15 protein-coding genes and 1 riboswitch are annotated in these 23,579 nt (G+C 66.9%); of the genes, 10 read left to right on the top strand and 5 right to left on the bottom strand.

What is annotated here, in order from left to right:
- Window positions 1-37: 37 nt before the first annotated feature.
- Window positions 38-1,708, bottom strand: a complete 1,671-nt coding sequence (locus tag H7A86_RS20890) for a histidine phosphatase family protein (protein WP_232099240.1) — start codon at window positions 1,706-1,708, stop codon at window positions 38-40.
- A gap of 414 nt (window positions 1,709-2,122) precedes the next feature.
- Window positions 2,123-3,493: an alpha-amylase family protein gene (locus tag H7A86_RS04010; protein WP_180708126.1), complete on the bottom strand. Its 1,371-nt coding sequence runs from the start codon at window positions 3,491-3,493 to the stop codon at window positions 2,123-2,125.
- A gap of 384 nt (window positions 3,494-3,877) precedes the next feature.
- Between H7A86_RS04010 and H7A86_RS04015 the strand changes: the two genes are divergently transcribed.
- Window positions 3,878-4,423 carry a DUF2058 domain-containing protein gene (locus tag H7A86_RS04015; protein ID WP_115676123.1) on the top strand — a complete coding sequence of 182 codons (546 nt, stop codon included), beginning with the start codon at window positions 3,878-3,880 and terminating at the stop codon, window positions 4,421-4,423.
- A 57-nt stretch (window positions 4,424-4,480) separates the two neighbouring features.
- Window positions 4,481-5,038: a DUF3228 family protein gene (locus H7A86_RS04020; RefSeq protein ID WP_119130746.1), complete on the top strand. Its 558-nt coding sequence runs from the start codon at window positions 4,481-4,483 to the stop codon at window positions 5,036-5,038.
- A 232-nt stretch (window positions 5,039-5,270) separates the two neighbouring features.
- On the opposite strand, the gene ahcY is transcribed toward H7A86_RS04020, so the two are convergent.
- Window positions 5,271-6,713, bottom strand: coding sequence for an adenosylhomocysteinase (ahcY, locus tag H7A86_RS04025; protein WP_115676125.1), 1,443 nt, complete (start codon window positions 6,711-6,713; stop codon window positions 5,271-5,273).
- A gap of 31 nt (window positions 6,714-6,744) precedes the next feature.
- A riboswitch (S-adenosyl-L-homocysteine riboswitch) is annotated at window positions 6,745-6,859 on the bottom strand.
- A gap of 174 nt (window positions 6,860-7,033) precedes the next feature.
- On the opposite strand from ahcY, the gene H7A86_RS04030 reads away from it, so the two are divergent.
- From H7A86_RS04030 to H7A86_RS04055, 6 genes are all read left to right on the top strand, one after another.
- A complete protein-coding gene (locus H7A86_RS04030) occupies window positions 7,034-9,511 on the top strand; it encodes a S9 family peptidase (protein WP_425509750.1) in 2,478 nt (825 codons plus the stop codon).
- A gap of 436 nt (window positions 9,512-9,947) precedes the next feature.
- Complete coding sequence (gene ppc / locus H7A86_RS04035; protein WP_119130748.1) at window positions 9,948-12,662, top strand: phosphoenolpyruvate carboxylase; 2,715 nt, start codon at window positions 9,948-9,950, stop codon at window positions 12,660-12,662.
- A 118-nt stretch (window positions 12,663-12,780) separates the two neighbouring features.
- Complete coding sequence (locus H7A86_RS04040; protein WP_119130749.1) at window positions 12,781-13,353, top strand: TetR/AcrR family transcriptional regulator; 573 nt, start codon at window positions 12,781-12,783, stop codon at window positions 13,351-13,353.
- Entirely contained in the window at window positions 13,350-14,387 is a 1,038-nt protein-coding gene (locus tag H7A86_RS04045; protein ID WP_119130750.1) for a DUF4105 domain-containing protein, read from the top strand. Before H7A86_RS04040 ends, H7A86_RS04045 begins: the two co-directional genes overlap by 4 nt.
- On the top strand, window positions 14,384-16,405 hold the full coding sequence (locus tag H7A86_RS04050) for an esterase/lipase family protein (RefSeq protein ID WP_119130751.1): 2,022 nt from the start codon (window positions 14,384-14,386) through the stop codon (window positions 16,403-16,405). The genes H7A86_RS04045 and H7A86_RS04050 overlap by 4 nt, the downstream gene beginning before the upstream one ends.
- Before the next feature lie 314 nt (window positions 16,406-16,719).
- Complete coding sequence (locus H7A86_RS04055) at window positions 16,720-18,126, top strand: histidine-type phosphatase (RefSeq protein WP_425509736.1); 1,407 nt, start codon at window positions 16,720-16,722, stop codon at window positions 18,124-18,126.
- Window positions 18,127-18,906: 780 nt separating this feature from the next.
- On the opposite strand, the gene metK is transcribed toward H7A86_RS04055, so the two are convergent.
- Complete coding sequence (gene metK / locus H7A86_RS04060) at window positions 18,907-20,118, bottom strand: methionine adenosyltransferase (RefSeq protein ID WP_104584603.1); 1,212 nt, start codon at window positions 20,116-20,118, stop codon at window positions 18,907-18,909.
- Window positions 20,119-20,563: 445 nt separating this feature from the next.
- Here metK and H7A86_RS04065 point away from each other — a divergent pair, with 445 nt between their 5' ends.
- Together H7A86_RS04065 and H7A86_RS04070 are read left to right on the top strand one after the other, a co-directional pair.
- The gene (locus tag H7A86_RS04065; RefSeq protein WP_119129641.1) at window positions 20,564-21,370 is read left to right on the top strand and encodes a UDP-2,3-diacylglucosamine diphosphatase; all 807 of its coding nucleotides are present in this window, start codon (window positions 20,564-20,566) and stop codon (window positions 21,368-21,370) included.
- Between the two features lie 223 nt (window positions 21,371-21,593).
- Window positions 21,594-22,682: a metal-dependent hydrolase gene (locus tag H7A86_RS04070; protein WP_119129642.1), complete on the top strand. Its 1,089-nt coding sequence runs from the start codon at window positions 21,594-21,596 to the stop codon at window positions 22,680-22,682.
- A gap of 58 nt (window positions 22,683-22,740) precedes the next feature.
- On the opposite strand, the gene H7A86_RS04075 is transcribed toward H7A86_RS04070, so the two are convergent.
- A complete protein-coding gene (locus H7A86_RS04075) occupies window positions 22,741-23,568 on the bottom strand; it encodes a methyltransferase domain-containing protein (protein WP_119130754.1) in 828 nt (275 codons plus the stop codon).
- Window positions 23,569-23,579 lie beyond the last annotated feature (11 nt).

Consider the following 23,579-nt stretch of genomic DNA (forward strand, 5'->3'; position numbering starts at 1 on the left):
CCAGGCGCATGCAGCGATGTGCCTGGTGCCTGCGCTCCTACCTGCTGTCCAGCGCCACGGTGCCAGCTGCCACGCCGCTCGCATCCAGCGGCCTGGCACGCGTCGCAGTGCGCGCAGCGTGCTGGCGCAGCGCGGAAGTGATCTGCGCACGGAAGCGCCGTACCACCCATGTCTCGTCCAGTAGCGCAAAGGCGAAAAAGCCCAGCAGCGTGCCGGCAACCAGCGTGGGTGCATGTGCGAACGTGCCGGGCAGCAACAGGCTCAGCCACAGGAAGATGTTCGGCGAGGTCTGCAGCAGGTGGATGTCCGAGGCGATCGCCGCGGACACGGCCTTGCCCGTCACGCGCTGGTAGGCGGACAGATACGCTGCGCTGCCCAGGCGGCAGGCCAGCAGCAGCGCAAACGGCAGCAGCAAGGCGGCCCATGCCTGCCAACCCCCATGCCCCAGGGCGTCTGCCAACGGCCTGCCACCCGCTTGCAGCCCCACCAGCAAGGCCAGCGGCACCATCGTCAGCGAGCCCGCCCAGCCCCAGTTGGTGGCCAGTTTGCCGGCTGCGATCGGCCGCGCACGTCGCCAGCCCTGTGCCAGCAGGGACGGCACCGCCAGCGCGATCAGCAACACCACGAAGAAGCGCTCCAGTGCATGCGCACTGCCCAGCACCTCGTGGTGATCCAGGAACAGCAACAGCAATGCAACCGGCAGCACGATCGACAGCACCAGCGTGTAGCGCGCCGCAAAGAAGTAATCGCCACCACGCGCAAGCGAGAAGGTGGGCACCGACAGCGCTGGTGGCACGATCAGCAGCAAGCCGAGGACATGCACCCATTCGTTATGCGACTGCGTGAGCAGCACCATGGCCAGCCCGGCGCGTGCCACACTGACCACGCTCAATGCGAGGTTCTCCGGTCCTCCGGTCAGGCGCAACGCACCCGGTTCGATACGGACCGACAGGAAGAACGCATTCACCGCCAGCAGCGCCACGATGGCGGTGGAGATCAGGCCATGCGGTAGTGCGAGGCCCATGCACGACAGCGCAAAGCCGGCCACGGCTGCGATCAGCATCCATTGCAGCAGATGGATTTCGGTCTGCTCGCCCAGATAGTTCAGACCTGAGGAACTGCGCGCGGTCATGCGCTTGAGCTCCTCCCACGACAACGGGCGCGAGTTGGGCAGCCGGAAGTCGATGTACTCGGCGGGCGGCAGGCCCGAGGCGATCAATGCGAACACTTCGACGATGTACTTGTGCGCCACCACCAGCACCTGCGTGCCTTGGCGGTCCAGCGGTGCCAGCACCGTGTCGTAGTAGTGCTTGCAACGCGCGTACATGTCCATCCAGTGCTCGCCGTCAGGCGGTGCACCACCGGCATCGTGAAAACAGGTATCGAAGAGGCGATGGCCGATCGACTTCTTGATCAGCGTCTTGTTCTTGCCGGCGAAAATGCCGAAGTCGCGTTCCTTCAGCGCATCGCTGGACAGCACCTGCGGTGCGTCGGGGACGCCTTCCAGGATGATCGCCGCTGTGGCCTGGGCGCGTTCAAGTGTCGAGACATGCACCTGGTCGAAACGTAGCCCGCGTTGTCGAATGAAGTCGGCTGCCTGCCCGGCCTGTCGCCGGCCCAGTGGCGTCAGCGGCGAATCCTGCGCACCGGCAAAATAGTTCTGCTCGTTGGCGAGCGACTCGCCATGGCGGACGAAGTACAGAGGCATCGGCTTGCTCCGGTTGCTCGATTGTTCGGCGATCGAGAGCGTTGTCCAGATGATCTGGCAACGCCCTTCGCTGCGCTCGGCACGCCTGCCTACAGACGACAACGGCATGCATCGGGCTGCCACATAGGTCCGGGGTACAGCAGGATTCGTTGCACCAAAAGACTTGGTTCTTGGTTTAGTTCAGTGTCTGTCCAAGTTTGTGTTGATGGCCACTGGATACAAAGGCGGCAGCCGCGGCACGACTGCCCGCCATGGCCGCATGCGGGTGCCTCAAAGCACGCAGCCTGCGCGCGCATGCTGCGGCAGGCCGCATATCGAGCGGCTGGTGACGCGGTGCTGCACCGGTGTGCGAATGCTTACCTGCCCGGTCAACGGTCACTTGCGTGCGGCCGATTCAACGACCGTGGTGATCGCTCAGCGACGCCACATGCGCGCGCCACGCGCCGGCAGCGTAAAGGTGTGGGAGCTGCCGGTGATGCGGACCACGCTGCCGGAGCCCAGCGCATCGGTGTAGTCGGCATTCCAGTACAACACGCTGTTGTTCATGCCCACCGTGGTGGTGACCGGATTGCCGCACTTGTTGATGCCGACGATGCCCAGGCTGCCACGACGGAACAGGATGTGGCAGGCGCTGGACGACAGCACCTGCATGTCGGTGCCCTGCATGCCGTTGTGGAAGCCGATCATGCGACGCAGATCCTCGCGTTGATAAGCGTTGACCCAGCGGTTGTCGCCGCTTTCGTTGTTGTCGGTGTAGATCATCGGCATGCCACCGTTGCGGCCGATCAGATACGCATATGCCAGCGTCTCATCGACCGGGTCGAGGATGGCGTAACGGAAGCCGGCATTGTTGGGGATGTCGTGGGTGACGGCGAAGGTCACCGCGCGATTGCCTGGCAAGGCCTGCCCGGTGGATGCCGGATCCACCAACTGCTGCAGGCTCGCGCCAATGCCGAATGCATTGCGGACCGCGTTGAACAGCGGGAAGTCGTAGGCCGCACGCGGTGTGGATTGCAGATACGGTGCCAGGAATTGATCGTAATCGCCGTTACCGGTGCCGCCGCCGGTGATGACTTCGCCAAACACGTACACGCCGGAGCGGATGCCAGCATCGAACACGCGGTTGAGGTGGTCGAAGGACATGTGCTTGGCCGCGTCGACCCGGAAGCCGGTAACGCCCAGGCCCTTGAGTGCCTGCAGATAGGCGCGCTGTTGTTGCACCACCCACTCATTGCCGAGCAGATCCGGCAGGCCCGGATCGCTGCCGCCGCCGCAGATACGGTAATTGCGCACCTGATAGGCGTCGTTGTAGTTGGTGATGCACTGCGCAGGGCCGAAATCGCTGGCGCTCAGCAAGTTCGATTGCAAGGTGCCGAACAGGCGCAACGTATCGTAACGGCCCGGATCTGCAGCATATTGCGCGAGCACGGCGCTGCCGGGGTAATTGAGGTCCGAACGTGTCGCCGCCTCGTTGGCCATGTGGTTGAGCACGACGTCGGCATAGGTTTCCACGCCGTTGTTGGCCAATGCCTGCACCATGCGCCTGAAGGCGATGGTGTCGCCGAGCGGGTTGTCGATCAGGCGGATGTCCTGCGGCTGGTAACGCGCCCACCAGGCGCTGCCTTCGGAGCGGTACGCCGGCGCAACCAGGACCTTGCGATACCCGGCATCGGCAATCTGCCTGGCGCGCGCTTCCACGGTGGCATACGGCCAGTTGAAGGCATGCAGGATGACATCGGCCTGGACGTTGGCTGTCACCAGCAGCAAGGCCAGCGCGGTGAGCAATGCGCGGGCGCCGCGCTGCAGGGCCGAGGTTGGAGAGTGGGCAGGTGTGGTGCGCATCGGGTGGTTCTCCAGTGGTAGGCGCAGGCCGGCGTGTGCATCACGCTGCCCGCGGCAAGGCCTCCGGCCCCTGTTCCGGAGAGCGCGCGCACGGCGTGCAGCGCGCGGTGATGCTAAGCGTGCATCGCGACGCAACATCGGTGTTGTGCATACGTATTCAATGCAATGGACCCCTGAACTGCGCACGGCGTTCGGCGGCAACAGGGTGGCCGGTCGCACAATGCAGCGCAGCGGCGAGCGGCGCCGCGCTTGGTTTCGCCCAGGGGCTCGCGGAAGCCGGGTGCCGGGCGCGCTAAACTAGCGGCCAGTTCATTGCCGATCCTTCCCATGCGTAATCCATTGCAAGAACAACTGCTCAAGGCCGGGCTGGTCAAGAAGGCCCAGGTGGACAAGGTGGCGCGTGAGCAGGTCAAGCAACGTCATGCCAAGGGCGGGGCGGCATTGCCCGCAGATGCCGACAAGGTGGATGCAGCGCGCCTGCAGGCCGAGCGCGCCGAGCGTGATCGCGCACTGGCCGAGGAGCGCAAGGTGCAGCTGCGGCGGCAGGAACTGCTGGCCCAGGTCCGGCAGATCGTGGAGACCAACAAGGTCAAGCGTGAGGGCGAGATCGACTACCGCTTCAACGACGGCAGCGTCATCCGCAGCGTGCTGGTCAACACTGCGCTCCGCAGCCAGCTGGCCAGCGGCGCGCTGGTGATCGTGCGGCATGGCGATGGCTTTGAGCTGATTCCGCGCGCCGCTGCCGACAAGGTCTACAGCCGCGATGCGGACGTTGTGGTGCTGGATCATGGCCGTAGCAGCACGCCATCGGCGCCGGACAGCGACGACGACTATTACAGCCAGTTCAAGGTACCGGACGATCTGATCTGGTAAGTGGTCGCATGGCAGGGCTGCAGGCTACCCTGGCGTTCTTTGCCACTTACCACCGTCATGTCCATCGTTCTCACACCGTTTGCCCGCACCCGTCTGTTTCCCCGCGACGGTCGTCGCAACGCCATCCAGGATTGTACGCCCGAGCAGTTCATCCAGCGGCTCAACGAAGAAACGCCGGTGCGCGTGATCGCAGGCTATGCGCCGTTCTGCCAGCTGCATGTGCACCGCAACTGGACCTCGACGCGCTGCCTCACTGCGCCGATCACCGACGACAACCGCCATCGGTTGCGTTCCGGCTATGAGGCACGCAGCACGCAGGAGTTGCCGGTGCTGGCGCGTTGGTTCGAAGGGGTGGAGCCGCCGGTGGCGACGTACTTGCTGCCGATCCTCTACAGCCGCGATCAACTGGCCAGGGAAGGCGCGCCGATCGACGCCGATTGGGGCGTGGTCGGTTGCCTCTACACCACCGAGCCGGAAGAAATTCCGATGGCGCCCATCACCATGCTGCGCAACGCACTGGGCGTGGACGAGGGCGGCTCCGGTGTGGCACTGGACCGCGACGCGTACCGGCGCAGCGTTGCGTTCTGGGAACGCAATGCGAACTGGCGGCCGTAGCAGGCCGCCAGCTGCAGCGCATCGTGCGATTTTTCACGCGGCAGGGAAAAGAGCGCTGCTGCTTAACTCGGGCCTGTCGATGTCGCCGCATGCGGCGAGCGGAGGTCGATCGCCGTGTGGGGCCGCTTCCACGCATGGCCATCACCATCCGGCATCCTGCAAAGAAAACGGGCGCCTCTCGGCGCCCGTCCTGTTCAAGCGGTGACATCCGGGCAATCAACCGCCCGGCTGATCAGTAGCGGTAATGATCCGGCTTGTACGGGCCGGCCACGTCCACGCCGAGGTACTCGGCCTGGTCCTTGGTCAGGGTGGTCAGCTTGACGCCGATCTTTTCCAGGTGCAGACGTGCCACTTCTTCGTCCAGGTGCTTGGGCAGGATGTAGACCTTCTTCTCGTAGCTGTCGCGCTTTTCCCACAGGTCGATCTGCGCCAGGGTCTGGTTGGCAAACGAGTTGGACATCACGAAGCTCGGGTGGCCGGTGGCGCAGCCCAGGTTCACCAGGCGGCCGTCGGCCAGCAGGAAGATCGCGTTGCCGTTGGCGAACACGTACTTGTCGACCTGCGGCTTGATGTTGATCTTCTCCACGCCCTTCAACGCATTCAGCGCATCGACCTGGATCTCGTTGTCGAAGTGGCCGATGTTGCAGACGATGGCCTGATCCTTCATCGCCTGCAGGTGCTCGACGGTGATGATGTCCTTGTTGCCGGTGGTGGTGACATAGATGTCGCCGCGGCCCAGGGTGGATTCGATGGTGTTGACCTCGAAGCCTTCCATCGACGCCTGCAGGGCGCAGATCGGGTCGATCTCGGTGACGATCACGCGGGCACCGTAGGCGCGCAGCGAGGCGGCACTGCCCTTGCCGACGTCGCCATAGCCGCAGACCACCGCAACCTTGCCGGCCAGCATCACGTCCATCGCGCGCTTGAGGCCATCGGCCAGCGACTCGCGGCAGCCGTAGAGGTTGTCGAACTTGCTCTTGGTGACCGAGTCGTTGACGTTGATGGCCGGGATCAGCAGCTTGCCGGCTTCGGCGATCTGGTACAGACGGTGCACGCCGGTGGTGGTCTCTTCGGAGACGCCCTTCCAGTCCTTGACCACGCGGGTCCAGTAACCCGGACGCTCGACGGCCACGCGCTTGAGCAGCGCCTTGATCACGCCTTCCTCGTGCGAGGAGGCCGGCTCGTCGACCCAGGTGCTGCCGTTTTCGAGCTCATAGCCCTTGTGGATCAGCAGGGTGACGTCGCCGCCGTCGTCCACCACCAGCTCCGGGCCGGTCTGGGTGCCGTCGGGCAGGGTGAAGGTCAGCGCGTCCAGGGTGCAGTCCCAGTACTCTTCCAGCGTCTCGCCCTTCCAGGCGAACACCGGCGTGCCGGAGGCGGCGATCGCGGCGGCCGCGTGGTCCTGGGTGGAGAAGATGTTGCACGAGGCCCAGCGCACGTTGGCGCCGATGTCCTTGAGCGTTTCGATCAGCACCGCGGTCTGGATGGTCATGTGCAGCGAGCCGGTGATGCGGACATCCTTCAGCGGCTTGGTCTGCGCATGCTTGCGGCGGATCGACATCAGGCCCGGCATCTCGTGCTCGGCGATGTCCAGTTCCTTGCGGCCCCAATCGGCCAGGGAAAGATCGGCGATCTTGTAGTCCGTCTGCGCGACGGTTTTTGCGACAGCGTTCATGCAATAGCTCCGGTAGGCAAACAAATGTCTGCAGTTCCGGGCGCCGTTGAACGATGAATGCTGGTCGAGCCTGGCCGTAGTTTCCTGCACCTGTGGTGCAGTTGGCAGATCAGTCCGCCATACCGGTCGCAGCGCCCCTCGACGAGAGCATCGATTATATCGGCAGCACCCCCCTCCGGCATGAATTGGTGTGCACCCAACCAACGGCAGGGGGAGCGGTGCGCGGGCGGCTGCTATGGTCCGGAGTCGATCGACACTGGGGACGGACAATGCAGGCGATACCCGATGCACGGCACGGCAGGCGGCGGCAGCGATGGGCGCTGGCAGGCGCACTGGCGCTGAGCGCAACACCACTGGCTGCAGCGGCAGCCGTCGCACCGGCCGCCCAGCCTGCCGCGGCGGCAAGCACCGGCTACCAGCTGCCCTCCAAGGCGCTGCAGGCGGTGGTGGATGCCCCGCGCGCACCGCTGCTGCACCTGTCGCCCAAACGCGACCTGGGCGCGATGGTGCAGTTGCCTGCATTGCCGGACATCGCCGAAGTGGCCCAGCCCGAGCTCAAGCTGGCCGGCCTGCGCATCCATCCCAAGACGGTTGCCAGCAGCCGGTTTGCCTTTGCCGACAAGCTGTGGCTGCTGTCGGTGGCCGATGGCAGCGAGCGGCAGATCACCGGGCTGCCGACGCCGTTGGCGCTGGCCACGGTGAGCTGGTCGCCGGATCAGCGTTATCTGGCGTTCCGCCGCGAGGACGCGGCCAGCGGGGCCAACGAACTGTGGCTGGTGGACGTGGCGGCCGGGCAGGCCAGGCGCCTGGTCGCCGGCTTGAACACCAGCGTCGACGACGCCTTGCACTGGTTGCCCGATGGCAGCGGCCTGCTGCTGCAACAGCAGGTGGCCGGGCAGGGCACGCCACCGGCGCGCGACGCGACCCCGGACGGCCCGGCGATCCAACAGACCAGTGCCGCGGCCGGCGTGCGCTCGCTGCCGACCTACCAGGACCTGCTGCGCAACGAGGCCGATGCGCGCGTGTTCGAGTACTACGCCACCGGCCAGCCGATCATCGTCGGCGTGACCGGGCAGGTGCGCCCGATCGCCACGCCCGGCATCTATCTCAACCTGTCGGTATCGCCGGATGGCCGCTACCTCCTGAGCGAACGCGCCGAGCGGCCGTTTTCATACGTGGTGCCGGTGGACAACTTCGCCCGCCGCATCGAGGTGCTGGACCTGCAGGGCAAGCTGGTGCGGCAGATCGCCCAGCTGCCGTTGGTCGAAGGCCTGCCGACCGGCAACGACGCGGTGCCCACCGGCGTGCGCGACATCGCCTGGCGCGCCGATGCGCCGGCCACGCTGGTCTGGGCCGAGGCGCAGGACGGCGGTGATCCGGCCCGCGCGAGCACGGTCCGCGATGCGGTGCTGATGCAGGCCGCGCCGTTCGCGCGCGCGCCGGTGACGCTGGCGCGGTTGGGCAGCCGGTATGAAGGCATCCAGTGGGGCCGCGGCGATCTGGCCATCCTCAGCGAAAGTTGGTGGAAGACCCGCCGCACCAAACAGTGGCGCATCGCACCGGACCAGCCACAGCGCGCACCCCAATTGCTCTGGGACCGCTCCTCGCAGGACCGCTACAACGATCCCGGCACGCCGGCGACCGTGGCCGACGGCAAGGGCCGCACGCTGCTGCAGACCGGCGCCGACGGCAACAGCCTGTTCCTGCTCGGCAAGGGCGCTTCGCCGGAAGGTGATCGCCCGTTCGTGGATCGCTTCGATCTGCGCAGCAAGCGTGCCACGCGTCTGTTCCATTCGCAGGCGCCGAGCTATTCCGCGCCGCTGGCGTTGCTGGACGCGCAGGGCACGCAGTTGCTGCTCAGCCGCGAATCGCCCGAGGAGCCAGCCAACTACGTCGTGCAGACGTTGGGCGACGCAGCGCCTGCACCGCGGGCGTTGACGCATTTCGCCCACCCGCTGCCGCAGTTGCGCGGCGTGCAGAAGGAGCAGATCCGCTACAAGCGCGCCGATGGCGTGGACCTCACCGCCACGCTGCTGCTGCCGCCCGGTTACGACCCCAAGCGCGACGGCCCGCGGCCGCTGCTGATGTGGGCCTACCCGGGCGAGTTCAAGAGCGCCGATACCGCCAGCCAGGTCACCGACTCGCCGTACCGTTTCAACGCGATCAGCTACTGGGGCCCGCAGGCGTTCCTGGCGATCGGCTATGTGGTGCTCAACAACCCGACCATGCCGATCGTCGGCGAGGGCGATGCCGAGCCCAACGACACCTACGTGCCGCAGCTGGTCGCCGATGCGCAGGCCGCGGTGGACGAAGTGGTGCGGCGCGGGGTCACCGACCGCGAACACATCGCCATCGGCGGGCATTCCTATGGCGCCTTCATGACCGCCAACCTGCTTGCGCGCACGCGGCTGTTCAAGGCCGGCATCGCGCGCAGCGGCGCCTACAACCGCTCGCTGACGCCGTTCGGCTTTCAGGCCGAGGAGCGCAACTACTGGCAGGCGCAATCGGTGTACCAGGCGATGTCGCCGTTCAACTATGCCGACAGGATCAAGGACCCGCTGCTGCTGATCCACGGCCAGGACGACAACAACACCGGCACCTTCCCGATCCAGAGCGAGCGCATGTTCGCCGCGATCAAGGGCCTGGGCGGCACGGCGCGGCTGGTGCTGCTGCCCAACGAATCGCATGCGTATCGCGCACGGCAGTCGATCCTGCAGATGCTGGCCGAGAGCGAGCAGTGGTTGAAGACCCATCTCGGCGAACCGGTGAAGGAGACCGGCGCGACGCGTACGCGTTGATCGATGGTGGGCCGGCACCGGCAGGAGCGCGCTTGCGCGCGATGCGGGGTTACCGGTGAAGCGTCGTCGCGCCCGGGTGCGCTCCTACGTGGATGCGGCCCGCGCGTCCCGGGACGCATCGCCGCGCCGCCGACACGATTGCCGCGATCACCCGTAGGAGCGCACCCGGGCGCGACGGGGCATGACCAGGACAACCCCACCCCGCAGGCGCGGCTTGTCCGCAATGGCGTTACCCGGACAGCCCCACCTCGCAGGAGCGGGCTTGCCCGCGATGGGGCATTACCGGGAAAGCCCTATCGCGCGCCAGCGCGCTCCTACGGAGTCGTCGGTAGGCGCACACGATGGTTGATGATGAAACCGTCGTGCCGGTCGCGATCATCTAATCCTTTTGGGTTAGTCTTCGACGACTTTGCGCTTGAGAGGGTGTGCGTTTCCGATGAACGAGTACCGCAGCAGTCTTGTGTTCGCTACCCCCGACCTGCCCTTGCGCGACGACGTGCGTCGGCTCGGCGCCCTGGTCGGTGACCTGCTCGCCGAGCAGGTCTCTGCGGAATTCCTCGAGGAAGTCGAACGCGTTCGCACCACCGCGATCGCGCGGCGCGAGGGCGATGCGCCGCCGTCCACGCTGAGCGCGCAACTGGCCGGGCGCGAGCCGCGCCAGGCCGAGGCGCTGGTGCGTGCCTTCAGTACCTATTTCCAGGTGGTCAACATCGCCGAGCGCGTGCACCGCATCCGCCGCCGCCGCGAGTACCAGCGCAGCGGCACCGACACGCCGCAGCCCGATGGCCTGCACGACGCATTGCGTCGGCTCAAGGCACAGGGCGTGAGCCTGGACGAACTCAGCGCGTGGTTGCCGCGCATCGACGTGGAGCCGGTGTTCACCGCGCACCCGACCGAAGCGGTGCGCCGCGCGCTGCTGGAAAAAGAACAGCTGATGGTCGCCAGCCTGGTCGACAACCTGGACGGCATGCGCACGCCCAACGAGCGCGCCACCGACGCGGCGCGCTTCCGCATGGCCCTGACCGCCTCCTGGCAGACCGCCGACTCCTCGCCGGTGCGTCCCACCGTGGAGGACGAGCGCGAGCATGTGGGGTTCTACCTCACCCAGGTGCTCTATCGCGTGGTGCCGGTGATGTACGAAACCCTCGAACACGCCATCGAAGAGACCTACGGCAGCGTGCCGACCCTGCCGCGGCTGCTGCGCTTCGGCACCTGGGTCGGCGGCGACATGGACGGCAACCCCAATGTGGATGCCACCACCATTGCCGGCACGCTGGATGCGCAACGGCGTGCGGTGCTGGACCGGTATCAGAAGGAACTCTGGCAACTGGCCAGCCTGCTCAGCCAGTCGACCACGCTGGTGGCGGTGAGCCCGGCGTTGAGCGAGCAACTGCAGCGCTACCGCGCGTTGTTGCCGGAAGACGCCGCACGCTCGCGTCCGCGCCATGGCGACATGCCGTACCGGCTGCTCAACGATCTGATGCGCGCGCGCCTGCAGGCCACGCTGGACGATGCCGAGGGCGCCTACACCAGTCCGTCCGAGCTGGAGCACGATCTGCAATTGATCCTGGACAGCCTGCAGGCCAACAAGGGCCTGCACGCCGGTTGGTTCGCGGTGCGCCGCCTGTTGTGGCGCGTGCGCAGCTTCGGCTTCCACCTGGCGCGTCTGGACGTGCGCCAGGAATCGAGCGTGCATGCGCGCGCGGTGGCCGACGCATTGGGTCAGGCAGACTGGGACGAACAGGACGCCACCCAGCGCGCCGCATTGCTCGGTCCGTATGCCTCCGGCGAACAGGCATTGCCGCGCGTGGATGACGAAGGCAATGCGCGGCTGGATGCGGTGTTCGCCGCGCTCGCCGACGCGCGCAGCCGCCATGGCGCCGATGCGCTGGGCAGCTACATCATCTCGATGGCGCACAACCGCGCCGACGTGCTGACCGTGCTGGCGCTGGCACGGCGCGGCGGTCTGGTCGACGACGCCGGCACGGTGCCGCTGGATATCGTGCCGCTGTTCGAAACCGTGGACGATCTGCGCGGCGGTACCGGCACTGTGCAGGACCTGCTCGCCGACCCGGTCTACCGCCAGCACCTGGCTGCGCGCGGCGATACGCAGATGGTGATGCTGGGGTATTCGGACAGCGGCAAGGACGGCGGCATCACCGCCTCGCGGTGGGGGCTGCAACGCGCGCAGGTCGAACTGCTGGAGGCTGCCGCCGAACTCGGCGTGCGGCTGACCTTCTTCCACGGCCGCGGTGGTTCGATCGCGCGTGGCGGCGGCAAGACCAGCCGCGCGCTGGATGCCGCGCCGCGCGGCAGTGTCGATGGCCGGCTGCGCGTGACCGAGCAAGGCGAGGTGATCCATCGCAAGTACGGCATCCGTGCCCTGGCGCTGCGCTCGCTGGAACAGATGACCGGCGCGGTGCTGCTGTCCAGCCTACGTCCGCGGGCGCCGGAGCCGCGCGAGGAGCGCTGGCGCCCGGTGATGGATCTGGTCGCCGAGCGCAGCACCGTGGCGTATCGCGCCTTCGTTGGCGCGCCGGATTTCATGCAGTACTTCCGGCTGGCCACGCCGATCGATGTGATCGAACGCATGACGCTGGGCTCGCGTCCGTCGCGCCGGCTCGGCCAGGACGCGGCCCTGTCCAACCTGCGCGCGATTCCGTGGGTGTTCGCCTGGAGCCAGGCGCGTGCGGTGATCCCGGGCTGGTACGGCGTGGGCAGCGGCCTGCAGGCGGCAGTGGATGCGGGGCACGAGGAGACCTTGCGCGAGATGGCGCAGGACTGGCCGTTCTTCCGCACCTTCCTCGACGACGTGGCGATGGTGCTGTCCAAGGGCGACCTCACCATCGCCGAGCTGTTTTCGCGCTTGTCGGGCGACCTGCACGCGCGGTTCTTCCCGGGCATCGGCGCCGAGCTGGCGCTGACCAAGGGCTGGGTGAAGGCGTTGACCGGCCAGCAGTCGCTGCTGCAGCACGACCCGCGGCTGGCCTTGTCGATCCGCCTGCGCAACCCCTACATCGACCCGATCAGCGTGCTGCAGGTGGACCTGCTGCAGCGCTGGCGCGCCACCGATGGCGAAGACGACGAATTGCTGCGCGCGCTGGTGGCCTGCGTCAACGGTGTCTCGCAAGGCGTGCAGAACACCGGCTGATCCGTTCGCTGCTCCGACCGTCGGAGGCGGCTGCCGGAGCAGACCGTTGGTCGGAGAGGGCGCGGATTGGTGAAGCGGGCTCTGGTGTTACCGGACAAATCTGTCCGATAATGCCGCGATGACGACTTCCCGCCCTGATGCCGCGCTGCGCCGCCGGCAGATACTCGATGCTGCCGACGAAGTGTTCAGCGAACACGGCGTCAACGCCCCGCTGGAACTGGTGGTCGAGCGTGCCGGCCTTGGCCGCGCCACGCTGTACCGCAATTTCCCCGACCGGCTCGCGCTGATGACGGCGCTGATGACCCGTGGCCTGGACGGCCTGGAACGGCTTGCTGCCGATCTGGGCGAGCGCCCGGACGGGCTGGCCGTGCTGCTGCACGACGTGGCCGAGCACATCGCCCAGTCCGCTCCGCTGGTGGATTTCTGGCGCTCGATCGAACGCGCGCACCCGGCGGTGGAAACCGCCGACCGGCGTGTAGTGCGCATCTTCCTGCCGTTCGTGCATCGCGCCCGCGACGCCGGCCTGTGCCGTGCCGATGTCGATGACGAGCAACTGCTGCTGGTGATCGACATGCTCGGCAGCTGCCTGCGCGGCAACGACGAATCCGAACGCAAACGGCTTGCCCATCGCTCGGCCGACCTGTTGATGCACGCACTGGGCATGCAGGTGCCGGAAGGCGGCACCCGATGAAACCGGCCACGCGTTCGCGCATCGGGCGCTGGGCGCTGCGGGGGGCGCTGGTGCTGGCCGCGCTCTGGGGCGGGCTGGCGATCTACTTCGCGCTGACCGGCAATGCGTTCGTGCGCGCGGCGTGGGTGGGCTCGTGGTGCGCGATGGCAATCGCGGCGTTGTGGGGATTGCGGCGTGGCCGCGAGAATTGGGCCTTGGTGGGCATCTTCAGTGCCGCCTTCGCGGTGCTGGCGCTGTCGTGGTGGATGATGCAGCCCAGCCAGGAGCGCGACTGGGCCGACGATGTCGCCCAGCGCCTGCAGCCGGAGGTGCACGGCAACATCGTCACGCTGCACAACGTGCGCAATTTCGACTGGCATGGCGAAACCGACTACCAGCCGCGCTGGGAAACCCGCCAGTACGACCTGGATCGCCTGGTCAGTGCCGATCTGGCGCTGTCGTACTGGATGGGTCCGGCGATCGCGCACACGTTGGTGTCGTTCGGTTTCGACGACGGCTCGCACGTGGTGTTCTCGCTGGAAATCCGCAAGGAGCGTGGCGAATCGTTCTCGGCATTGGGCGGGTTCTTCCGCAGCTTCGAAGAAACCCTGGTGGCCGCCGACGAGCGCGACATCCTGCGCGTGCGCACCAACGTGCGCGGCGAGGACATGTACCTGTACCGGCTGGCGCTTCCCAAGGCCGGGCTGCGCCGCATGTTCATGGGCTACGTGGGCCTGGCCAACGACCTGAATCGCGCGCCGGCGTTCTACAACACGCTCACCAGCAACTGCACCACGATCGTGTTTGCGTTGGCGCGCCAGTTGCAGCCCACCTTGCCGCTGGATCATCGCCTGTTGCTGTCCGGCTACGTCGACGAATACGCCTACGATCACGATGGGCTGATGCCCGGCTACGACTTCGCCACCCTGAAGCAGCGCGGGCATTTCACCGCACGTGCGATCGCCGCCGACAAGGCCGCGGATTTCTCCGAGCGCATCCGTGCCGGCATGCCGCAGGCGCCAGCACCAGCACCGGCCCGGAGCGCAGTGCGATGACGCCGCGGCTGCGTGGATGCCGCGCCGCTGCCGTGCTGGCAGGACTGCTGGCGAGCCTGTGGCTGAGCGGCTGCGCGATGGTCACGGTGCAATCGCACAGCAGCGGCGACTACATCGCGCGCACGCGCGGCGATGTGCTCAGTACCGGCGCATTGAGCCAGGCCAGCAGCGAGACGGTGCAGGTGGCCGGTCTGCAGCCCAAGGCCTGCCGCAGCGACCCGCTGCCCTGCCTGCAGCAGCTCACCACCCTCGCAGGCATCGGCAACGAGCGCCGGCTGGCGACGCAGGCCGAGCTCTGGACGGCGCAGGCGATTGCCCTGGGCGGGCGCGACCCGGCTACGATGAGCGATGCGGCAGTCGACGCCTGGCTGGAAGCGGCGCGGCATGCCTACGCCTACCTGTTCTTCACCGATCGGGCGCCCAGTGCGCGTGCGTTCGAGAATCGCCAGACGCAGGTACGCGACTACTACAACTATGCCGTGCAGCAGGTGATCGAACGCCTGTTCGCGCGCGCGCAGCAGACCGGCCAGACCGAGCGCGAACCCACCACCCTGGGGCGCTGGCAGGTCAGGATCGACATGTCTGCGTATCGCTTGCCGGGCGGTGGCAACACGCCGCGCGCGATCTTCGCCGCCTCGGCGTTGCGCTTCGATGGACTGCGCAGCACGTATCGACGCGATGGATTCGGGGCCGAACTGGTGGCCGAGGTGGACCCGCAAGTGGTCGGCGATCCGGCCGGGCTGGCCTTGCAACCAGCCGCCGCCGTCGCAGCACCGGAGCGTCCGCTGCCGACATTCAGCGAGATGCCGTACGCACCGGCAACGCTGCTGCTGCGTTTCGATGGACAGACGCTGGATGCGGTGCTGCGTGGCCATGCCGCCACCGTGGTGCCCTACGACCCCTATCGCCAGAACGAGGTGGTGCTGCATGGCCAGCGCGTGCCGCTGGCGGCCAATTTCACCGCCGCCTATGGGCTGTGGCTGGCCAGGTCCGGGTTTGCCGCGCAGTCGCTGCGGTCGATGCTGGGCCGCGCGCGCGGCATCGACCGCCCGCATCTGTATCTGATGCAGCCCTACGACCCGGACCGGCGCGTGCTGCTGATGCTGCACGGGCTGGCCAGCAGCCCGGAAGCCTGGGTCAATGTCGCCAACGAAGTGATGGGCGATGAAGCGCTGCGCCAGCGCTACCAGATCTGGCAGGTGTACTACCCCACCAATGCGCCGGTGGCGGTCAACCGCGCCGAAATCCAGGCCCTGGTGGAGCGCAGCCTGCAGCACTTCGATCCGGCCGGCACGGCGATCGCATCGCAGGACATGGTGTTGATCGGCCACAGCATGGGCGGGGTGATCGGCCGCCTGCTGGTGTCCTCGTCCGGCGAGCGCCTGTGGAATTCCCTGCTGGAAAACTACCGCCTGGACGGCGAGCGCGGCGCACGCATCCGCGCGAAGTTGTCGCCGCTGCTGCATTTTTCGCCAATGCCGCAGATCGACCGCGCCATCTTCATCGCCGCGCCGCATCGCGGCACGCCCCTGGCCGAGGGTGGGCTGGGGCGTTTCGTCGGCCGCCTGGTGCGTTTGCCGATCGCCTTGCTGGATCGCTTCGGCGATGTGTTTCAGGACCTGGCCAGCAGCGAGCGTGGCGGGCAGGGCGGCGACCCGCGCCGCAAGCGGCGCCTGCTGCCGCCGACCAGCATCGACAACCTGCGCGATACCGACCCGTTCGTGCGCGCCAGCATGGACCTGCCGATTTCCCCGCAGGTGCATTACCACACCATTGTCGGGCGCGAGAAACCGCAGGTGCCGCTGGCCGACTCCGACGATGGCCTGGTGCCGTATCGCAGCGCGCACCTGGACGGTGCCGAGTCCGAACTGGTGGTGACCTCCTGGCACAGCGTGCAGGAAACGCCGCAGGCGATTCTGGAGATCCGCCGCATCCTGCACGAGCAATTGCGCTCCGAGGCGGCGGGCGCAACGGATGCGCAGGGCAAGCCAGCGGCCGCAACGCCCGCGACATTCTGATCGCGCTGCAGCGCAATTGCGGGAAGGCGTGGCTTACAGGGCACGCACTCCCATCGCAAGTCATCGTGCCGCGGCCCTGTGCAGGGCGTCCTGATGGCCGGTGCGAAGGCTATCCACGCAAGGTGGCGCACCATGCGGCGCGGTGCGATTCGTAAGGACGCCTGCCGCGCCCGTTACCGTGGCCGCGCGGCTGATGCGCAGCATATCGTCACGTGGTGCCTGCCCGGACATGTTCGCGAAGTTTCGCCGGATGTCGTCTGCCTTGCATATTGGCAACGTAGATTCCGCCATGACCAACGGGATGACTACCAAGCATGTGTTCTGGGCACGCGATGACAACGGGGCAGGGTAGTGACCCGACGTCTGCAGGCGATGACGGCAGCGACGCGATGGGGGTTGCGTTGTTGCCATCATGCAAAGGCGTCGCGCCGTTGCGCGCAGGCATCAGGCCGGCATCGACGACCGCGTCTTGGCTGCGATGGCTGGTGCCGGCGCTCAGCTTCGGCGCGCTGCTGCTGATCGGCTGCACGCCGCGTCCGCCCGGACCGCCCGCAGTCGCAAAGACCGCGCAGGCCGCGCAACTGGAACGCGTGGTGGTTGTCTTTCGGCACGGCGTGCGCGCACCGCTGCAGGGCGAAGCCGCTGCGGCGCACTATGCCGACGCGCCATGGCCGCAATGGTCCACAGCGGCCAGCCTGCTGACGCCGCGTGGGCGCATCGGCGTGCACTTGAGCGGCGACTATTTGCGCCAATGGCTGGTGCAGCAGGGCGTGTTGCCACCGAGCGGGTGCCCGGTACCAGGCAGCGTGTCGGTCTGGGCCAATACCGACCAGCGCACCATCGACAGTGGCGCCCTGCTGGCCGCGGCGCTGGCACCGGGCTGCGGGATCGTCGCCGGGCATCGCCAGGCCGGCAGCAACGATCCGTTGTTCCGACCGATCGAAGCCGGCGCAGTGCCGTTCGATGGCGCAGCGGCAGTTGCGGCGATCGAGAGAGAAACCGGTGGCCCAGCCGCAGTGTTGCGGGAGCACGCGGCCGAGTTGCAGGCGATGCAGCAGATCCTGGGCTGCACGCGCACACCCTGCGACTTTGCGCAGATGCCGTCCACGCTGACGCCGTCGGCCAACGGGCGCGGCCTGGCGCTGGGTGGGCCGATCGATCTGACCTCCGGCACCGGCGAGGTGCTGCTGCTGCAATACGCCGAAGGGCTGCCGTTGGCGCAGGTCGGCTGGGGCCGTGCCACACCCGAGCGGCTGGCGCAGGTGTCCCGACTGCATGCCTTGTTGTTTGATATCTACGCACGTCCGCATTACATGGCCTCACGCTCGGGCGCACCGCTGGCGCGCAACGTGCTGCAGCGCTTCGGCAATATGCAGGCGCCAACGGTCTCTGTTTTCGTCGGCAGCGATACGCATATCGCCGCGTTGAGCAGTTTGCTGGGCCTGCACTTCCATCTGCCCGGCTACGGCGCCGACGATCCGCCGCCGGGTGGCGCGTTGGTGCTGGTCCTATGGCGCGAACCGAACGGGCAGCAGGTAGTGCGTGCGCAGTATCTGGCGCAATCGCTGGATCAACTGCGGACGCTGGCGCCGTTGGATCTGGCGCACCCGCCGTTGCAGCAGATGTTGGCGCTTGGCATTTGCACAGCTGGGCAACGCATGGCATGCCCGTTGCCGGAGTTTATGCACGCGCTTGAGAAACAGCTGCAGCTCGATCGGTAACCGTGCAGCAGCAATCCTGATCTGGAAAAGGCGACCACCGGTTGTTCCTTCTCCCACCGGGAGAAGGTGCCCCGCAGAAGCGGATGAGGGTACGCGCGACGCCTGGTGTCATCGAATATGCAAAGAGGCTACGCCCCGTACCCTCACCCCAACTCCTCTCCTGCAGGAGAGGGGCTTTTCTTTTTTCAGCCGCCGACGATGATCGGTGGTGCTTGCGCGCGTGCCGGTGTGGGACCTTGAGCGGCATGGATGCCGCGCCAGGGCCAACATGGATTTACTTGCGGCGTATCCCACACCGGTACGCGCCCAAGCGCCTTAAGCAAACCGAAGCAGTCGCATGGGAACACCAGATGTCGTGCGCAAAGTCGATCGGTGTGCGGAGTTGGTCGGCAGCGCGGCGCCGCATCCAGTGTCGGGACATGCCGTGAATCCGTCCCTGGAGGCTCGGTGGCGGCATCCATGCCGCCACACGGTCCCGCCCCCGGACGCGGCACCGCGCTCCCAGCGTTGCCACTGCTGATCGGCAGGCGATTACGCTTGCAAGCGCCTTCAGTGGCCGAAGCCTTCAGTCACAGAGCGTCAGTGACTGGAGCATTCGCATAAACCCACTAGATGTCCAACGCGCAGATTCTTCAGTAAGCGGTGCCGCATCAAAAATCGGACCGCAGTGAATCCAGCCGTGGGGTTCGGTTGGAAGCATCCATTCCACCAAAACGCACATGGGCCGCATCAGCGGCCCATGTGCAATTCACTGCATCCGCTCCCGCAGGAGCAGTCTGCTTACTTCAGCTTGGCGTCGGCGCGCAGCGCGTCGGCGCGGTCGGTCTTTTCCCACGAGAACGCGGTGGCGTTGTGCTGCTCCCCGGTTGCGTCGGTGTAGGAGAAGTCCTTCGGCTTGCGGCCGAAGTGGCCGTAGGAGGCGGTCTGCTGATACATCGGGTGGATCAGGTCGAGCATCTGGATGATGCCGAACGGACGCAGGTCGAAATGCTTGCGGATCAGCTTTTCGATCTGTTCGTCGGCGATCTTGCCGGTGCCGAAGGTGGTGACCGAAATCGAGGTCGGCTCGGCCACGCCGATGGCGTAGGAAACCTGCACTTCGCAACGGTCGGCCAGGCCGGCAGCCACCACGTTCTTGGCCACATAGCGCGCGGCGTAGGCTGCCGAGCGATCGACCTTGGACGGATCCTTGCCGGAGAACGCGCCGCCACCGTGGCGCGCCCAGCCGCCGTAGGTGTCGACGATGATCTTGCGGCCGGTCAGGCCGCAATCGCCCACCGGCCCGCCGATCACGAACTTGCCGGTCGGGTTGATGTGGAACTTGGTGCCCTTGTGCAGCCACTTGGCCGGCAGCACCGGCTTGAGGATTTCCTCGCGCACGGCCTCGACCAGATCCTTCTGCTTGATGCCCGGATCGTGCTGGGTCGACAGCACCACCGCGTCGATCGCGGTCGCAACGCCGTCTTCGTAGCGCAGGGTGACCTGCGACTTGGCGTCCGGACGCAGCCAGGACAGCGCCGAGTTCTTCTTCTTGCGGATCTTGGCCTGCTGCTCGACCAGGCGGTGCGCCAGATGGATCGCAGCCGGCATGTGGCTGTCGGTCTCGTTGGTCGCATAGCCGAACATCAGGCCCTGGTCGCCGGCGCCCTGCTGTTCCGGGTTCTTGCGATCCACGCCCTGGTTGATGTCCGGCGACTGCTTGCCGATCAGGTTGAGCACGCCACAGGTCTCGCCGTCGAAGCCGACGTCGGAGCTGTTGTAGCCGATGTCCAGAATGACCTTGCGGGTCAGCGCTTCCAAGTCGATCCAGGCACTGGTGGTCACTTCGCCGGCAACGATCGCCACGCCCGTCTTGACCATCGTCTCGCATGCCACGCGGGCGCGCTTGTCCTGGGCCAGGATGGCATCCAGCACTGCGTCGGAGATCTGGTCGGCGATCTTGTCCGGATGGCCTTCGGAGACCGATTCGGAGGTGAACAGGTAGCTGGACATCAGGCTTATATCCCTTGATTCGGATGAAAAGATGGGTGCGGATGATACACCGTCCGACAACCCTGTGCATTGTGCGCCTGAACAGCCCGGTGTGGCGTTAAACCCGTGTCGTGGCACGGGTTTGCACGGTCATCGGGGTGTCGTCAGCTTGCCATGCAGTGGTCGTATCGAGCGGTCAGCATGCGCGCGTACCTGGCGCCTTGGCTGCTTGCGGCCGGGGCGCCGCAGGGGAATAAGCGATGCCGTTGGACAGCGTGCCGGGGCGAGGGCGCATGGCTGCCATGGCGCCCACGACCCGCGATGCGGTGTTCGATGCAGTGCGTCGCGGCTTGCGGCGGGGTGTGCATCTACGCGCGTGCGCTGCCGGCGCCTGCGGGCGGCGCACGCACCCTGCCTGCGCCGCGCCCGATCGCAGCGCCGAGATTTCTGCCCCGGAGACGCCCGCATGCACTTGTCCACGTTGCATCCACCGGTCCGTGCCTTGTTCCTGTCCGACCTGCACCTGGGCTCGCGGCATTGCCATGCCGCCGAGATCGCCGCCTTCATTGGCCGCCAGCGGTGCCAGAGGCTGTATCTGGTGGGCGACATCATCGACCTGTGGTGGATTTCGCAGCGGCGCGCGGTCTGGGACGTGGCGCATCAGCAGGTGATCGCGGCCCTGCATGCGCAGGCCCGGCGTGGCACCGAGATCATCTACGTGCCCGGCAACCACGACCGTGCCATCCGCCGCTTCTGCGGCCTGGTGATGCCGGCCATGCAGGTGCGCCGACGCAGCGTCCACACCTTGCTGGACGGGCGCCGGCTGCTGGTCACCCATGGCGACGACTACGACGCGCAGACCCATTTCGGCGGCCTGCAGGAACGATTTGGCGACTGGCTCTACTACCGCATCCTCACCGGTAATCAGCTGACCAATCGTCTGCGGCGTCGGCTGGGCATGCGCTACTGGTCGCTGGCCGAGTTTCTCAAGCGACGCAGCGATGCAGCCGAGCGTTACATCGGCCGCTTCGTGGCGGCCGGCCTGGCCGATGTGGTGCGCCGCGATCTGGACGGCATCGTCTGTGGGCATATCCATCGCGCCGCACTGCGCATGCAGGCTGGCCATCTGTACGCCAACACCGGCGACTGGGTGGAGAGCCTGACGGCGCTGCGCGAGACGCAGTGCGGCGCACTGCAACTGGTCAACCATCACGGCGAGGTGCTGGCCGAGCTGGCGCCGCAACCCCACGCCGCGCAGCAGCGCGCGGCGTGAGGTCGTCATGCGTAGCGCATGTCGGCAGGCCGCGGCTGCCGGGAGCCGCCATCGGGCTGCAGCGTCCGCCATCCTGGTGCAGGGCATCCAGACGTCGGCAGCGGCCTCGTTTTTTGTCAGCGAACCGCAGCGCGATGCGGGCAACGCACCTGCTGGCTGACTGCCCCGCGGTCGTAACGCACGCGATGGCACTGAACGATGCCTGGCCTGCTAGCATCGGCCGATGGATTCATTGACCCAGATCGTTCTCGGCGGCGCCGTCGCCGCTGCCATCGCACCGGCTGGACAGCGCCGTGCGGCCCTGTTGGCCGGCGCCGCACTGGGCACCTTGCCCGATCTCGATGCGCTGGTGTTGCTGCCGTTGACCGACGATCCGGTCACGCTGATGACGGTGCATCGCAGCGCCAGCCATTCGTTGTTGGTGCTGCCGTTGCTGGGCTGGCTGATCTGGTGGCTGTTTCGCCGCTACGGCAATGGGCGCGTGGCCAGTGCGCCCAAGCGCTGGTTCTGGGCGATCCAGCTGGCCTTGATCACCCATCCCTTGCTCGATGCCTTCACCGTCTACGGCACCCAGCTGTGGTGGCCGCTGCAGCCGCATCCGGCGATGTGGTCGAGCGTCTTCATCATCGACCCGGCCTACACGCTATGGCTGTTGCTCGCCTGCGCGGTGGCATGGTTTGCACGCGCGCGGCCCGTCGCGCAGCACGCGCTGGTGATCGGGCTGGCGCTCAGCTCCGCCTATCTGGGTTGGTCGTTGCTGGCCAAGCACCTGGTCGACCAGGAAGCGGACCGTGCGCTGGCCGCACTCGGACTGAAGGATGCGCCGCGCTTCTCGGTGCCGATGCCGCTCAATACCCTGCTGTGGCGCGTGGTGGCGATGACGCCCAACGGCTATGTGATCGGCGAGCGCTCGCTGGTGGCCGACAAGGGCCCGATGCAGTTTCGTGGCTATTCCAGCAACACCCAGGCGCTGGGCGAAGTGGCCCGGTTCGATTCAGTGCGCCGGTTGACCTGGTTCAATCGCGGTTTCATGCGCGCACGCCTGGTCGATGACGAGCTGATGCTCAGCGACCTGCGCATGGGCCTGGAGCCGGACTACAACTTCAATTTCGTGGTGGCCCACCGCGAAGACGGGCAGTGGCAGCCGATCGCGCCGCGACAGATCCAGGCCGCCTACCGCGCGCCGGTGGCGCGCGATCAGATCGGCCAGGTGCTGGCGCAGATGTGGCGCCGCATCTGGCACGAACCCACCGGGACGGTGCTGACCGGTGATCTGGAACATGCCGCGATGCCTGCACCGGCGGCCCGGTAGGCGTGCCCAGGCGGTTGGCCAGCAATGCGCCTGCCGCAGCTCCGTGCAGCACGCCGGCTCAATACACCGTCGCGCGTGCCTGCACGAACGAGTAGAAGAACACCGCGTCCGGGTCGCTGTGCACCTGTGCCAGTTCGCGGCGCATGCCGTCCACGGTGTCTGCGTTCACCGCGCCGGCCGCAAGCAATTGGTCGGCCGCCGACAGCAGCACTTCTTCCCAGAATCCGATCATGGTCTTGCGCCGGCCCGGCTCGCGGTTGTCCAAATGCAGCGTCTTGATCTCGGTATGCACATCGCGAAAGCCGCCGGCCAGCAGCAGGTTGCCCAGCTTGGCGCCGACGAACGGGTCGCCGCCCTGGTCGTACTGGAAATCGTTGAAGGCCATCCAGTAGCGCCATAGGTTGGGCGAATACGGATGCAGCAGGAACGAGGCGTTCATCACCTCGGTGACATACACCGGCGAGCCCGGCAGCAGCACGCGCCGTACCTCGTTGAGCACGCGCGCAGGCGAGGGCACATGCTCGAGCACCCAGCACAGGAATGCCGCATCGAACTGACGCGCCTCGAACGGCAGGTCGCTCGCATCGGCCTGCTGCAGCGTGTAGCGCTCGCGGCACCATGCCAACCGTTCGAGATTGGCGCGTGCCGCGCCCAACTGGGCCTCGCTCAGGTCCACGCTGGTGACATGCAGGTCGGGAAAGCGGCGCAGCAGGATTTCGGTCTGCGCGCCCACGCCGCTGCCCACCTCCAGCAGCCGGCGCGCGCCGCTGTAGTCGATCTGGTTGAACAGCGTGGCTTCCAGCAGGCGCGCCTGTTTGAGCAGGCGTGCCTGTTCGGTGGACGAAAATCCATGCAGATAGGTCGGGGTGTCGCTCGGTGCGCTCATCGCTGCAGCTC

Origin of the sequence: Xanthomonas euroxanthea (assembly GCF_903989455.1) — a bacterium.
GTDB classification, from domain to species: Bacteria; Pseudomonadota; Gammaproteobacteria; order Xanthomonadales; family Xanthomonadaceae; genus Xanthomonas; species Xanthomonas euroxanthea.

Bases quoted from the DNA above. Each gene is read 5' to 3' on its own strand.
- H7A86_RS04045 (WP_119130750.1), top strand. From the start codon at position 13,350: ATGAAACCGGCCACGCGTTCGCGCATCGGGCGCTGGGCGCTGCGGGGG.
- H7A86_RS04065 (WP_119129641.1), top strand. From the start codon at position 20,564: ATGCACTTGTCCACGTTGCATCCACCGGTCCGTGCCTTGTTCCTGTCC.
- H7A86_RS04070 (WP_119129642.1), top strand. From the start codon at position 21,594: ATGGATTCATTGACCCAGATCGTTCTCGGCGGCGCCGTCGCCGCTGCC.
- ahcY (WP_115676125.1), bottom strand. From the start codon at position 6,713: ATGAACGCTGTCGCAAAAACCGTCGCGCAGACGGACTACAAGATCGCC.
- H7A86_RS04055 (WP_425509736.1), top strand. From the start codon at position 16,720: ATGTGTTCTGGGCACGCGATGACAACGGGGCAGGGTAGTGACCCGACG.
- H7A86_RS20890 (WP_232099240.1), bottom strand. From the start codon at position 1,708: ATGCCTCTGTACTTCGTCCGCCATGGCGAGTCGCTCGCCAACGAGCAG.
- ppc (WP_119130748.1), top strand. From the start codon at position 9,948: ATGAACGAGTACCGCAGCAGTCTTGTGTTCGCTACCCCCGACCTGCCC.
- H7A86_RS04075 (WP_119130754.1), bottom strand. From the start codon at position 23,568: ATGAGCGCACCGAGCGACACCCCGACCTATCTGCATGGATTTTCGTCC.
- H7A86_RS04015 (WP_115676123.1), top strand. From the start codon at position 3,878: ATGCGTAATCCATTGCAAGAACAACTGCTCAAGGCCGGGCTGGTCAAG.
- H7A86_RS04020 (WP_119130746.1), top strand. From the start codon at position 4,481: ATGTCCATCGTTCTCACACCGTTTGCCCGCACCCGTCTGTTTCCCCGC.
- metK (WP_104584603.1), bottom strand. From the start codon at position 20,118: ATGTCCAGCTACCTGTTCACCTCCGAATCGGTCTCCGAAGGCCATCCG.
- H7A86_RS04050 (WP_119130751.1), top strand. From the start codon at position 14,384: ATGACGCCGCGGCTGCGTGGATGCCGCGCCGCTGCCGTGCTGGCAGGA.
- H7A86_RS04040 (WP_119130749.1), top strand. From the start codon at position 12,781: ATGACGACTTCCCGCCCTGATGCCGCGCTGCGCCGCCGGCAGATACTC.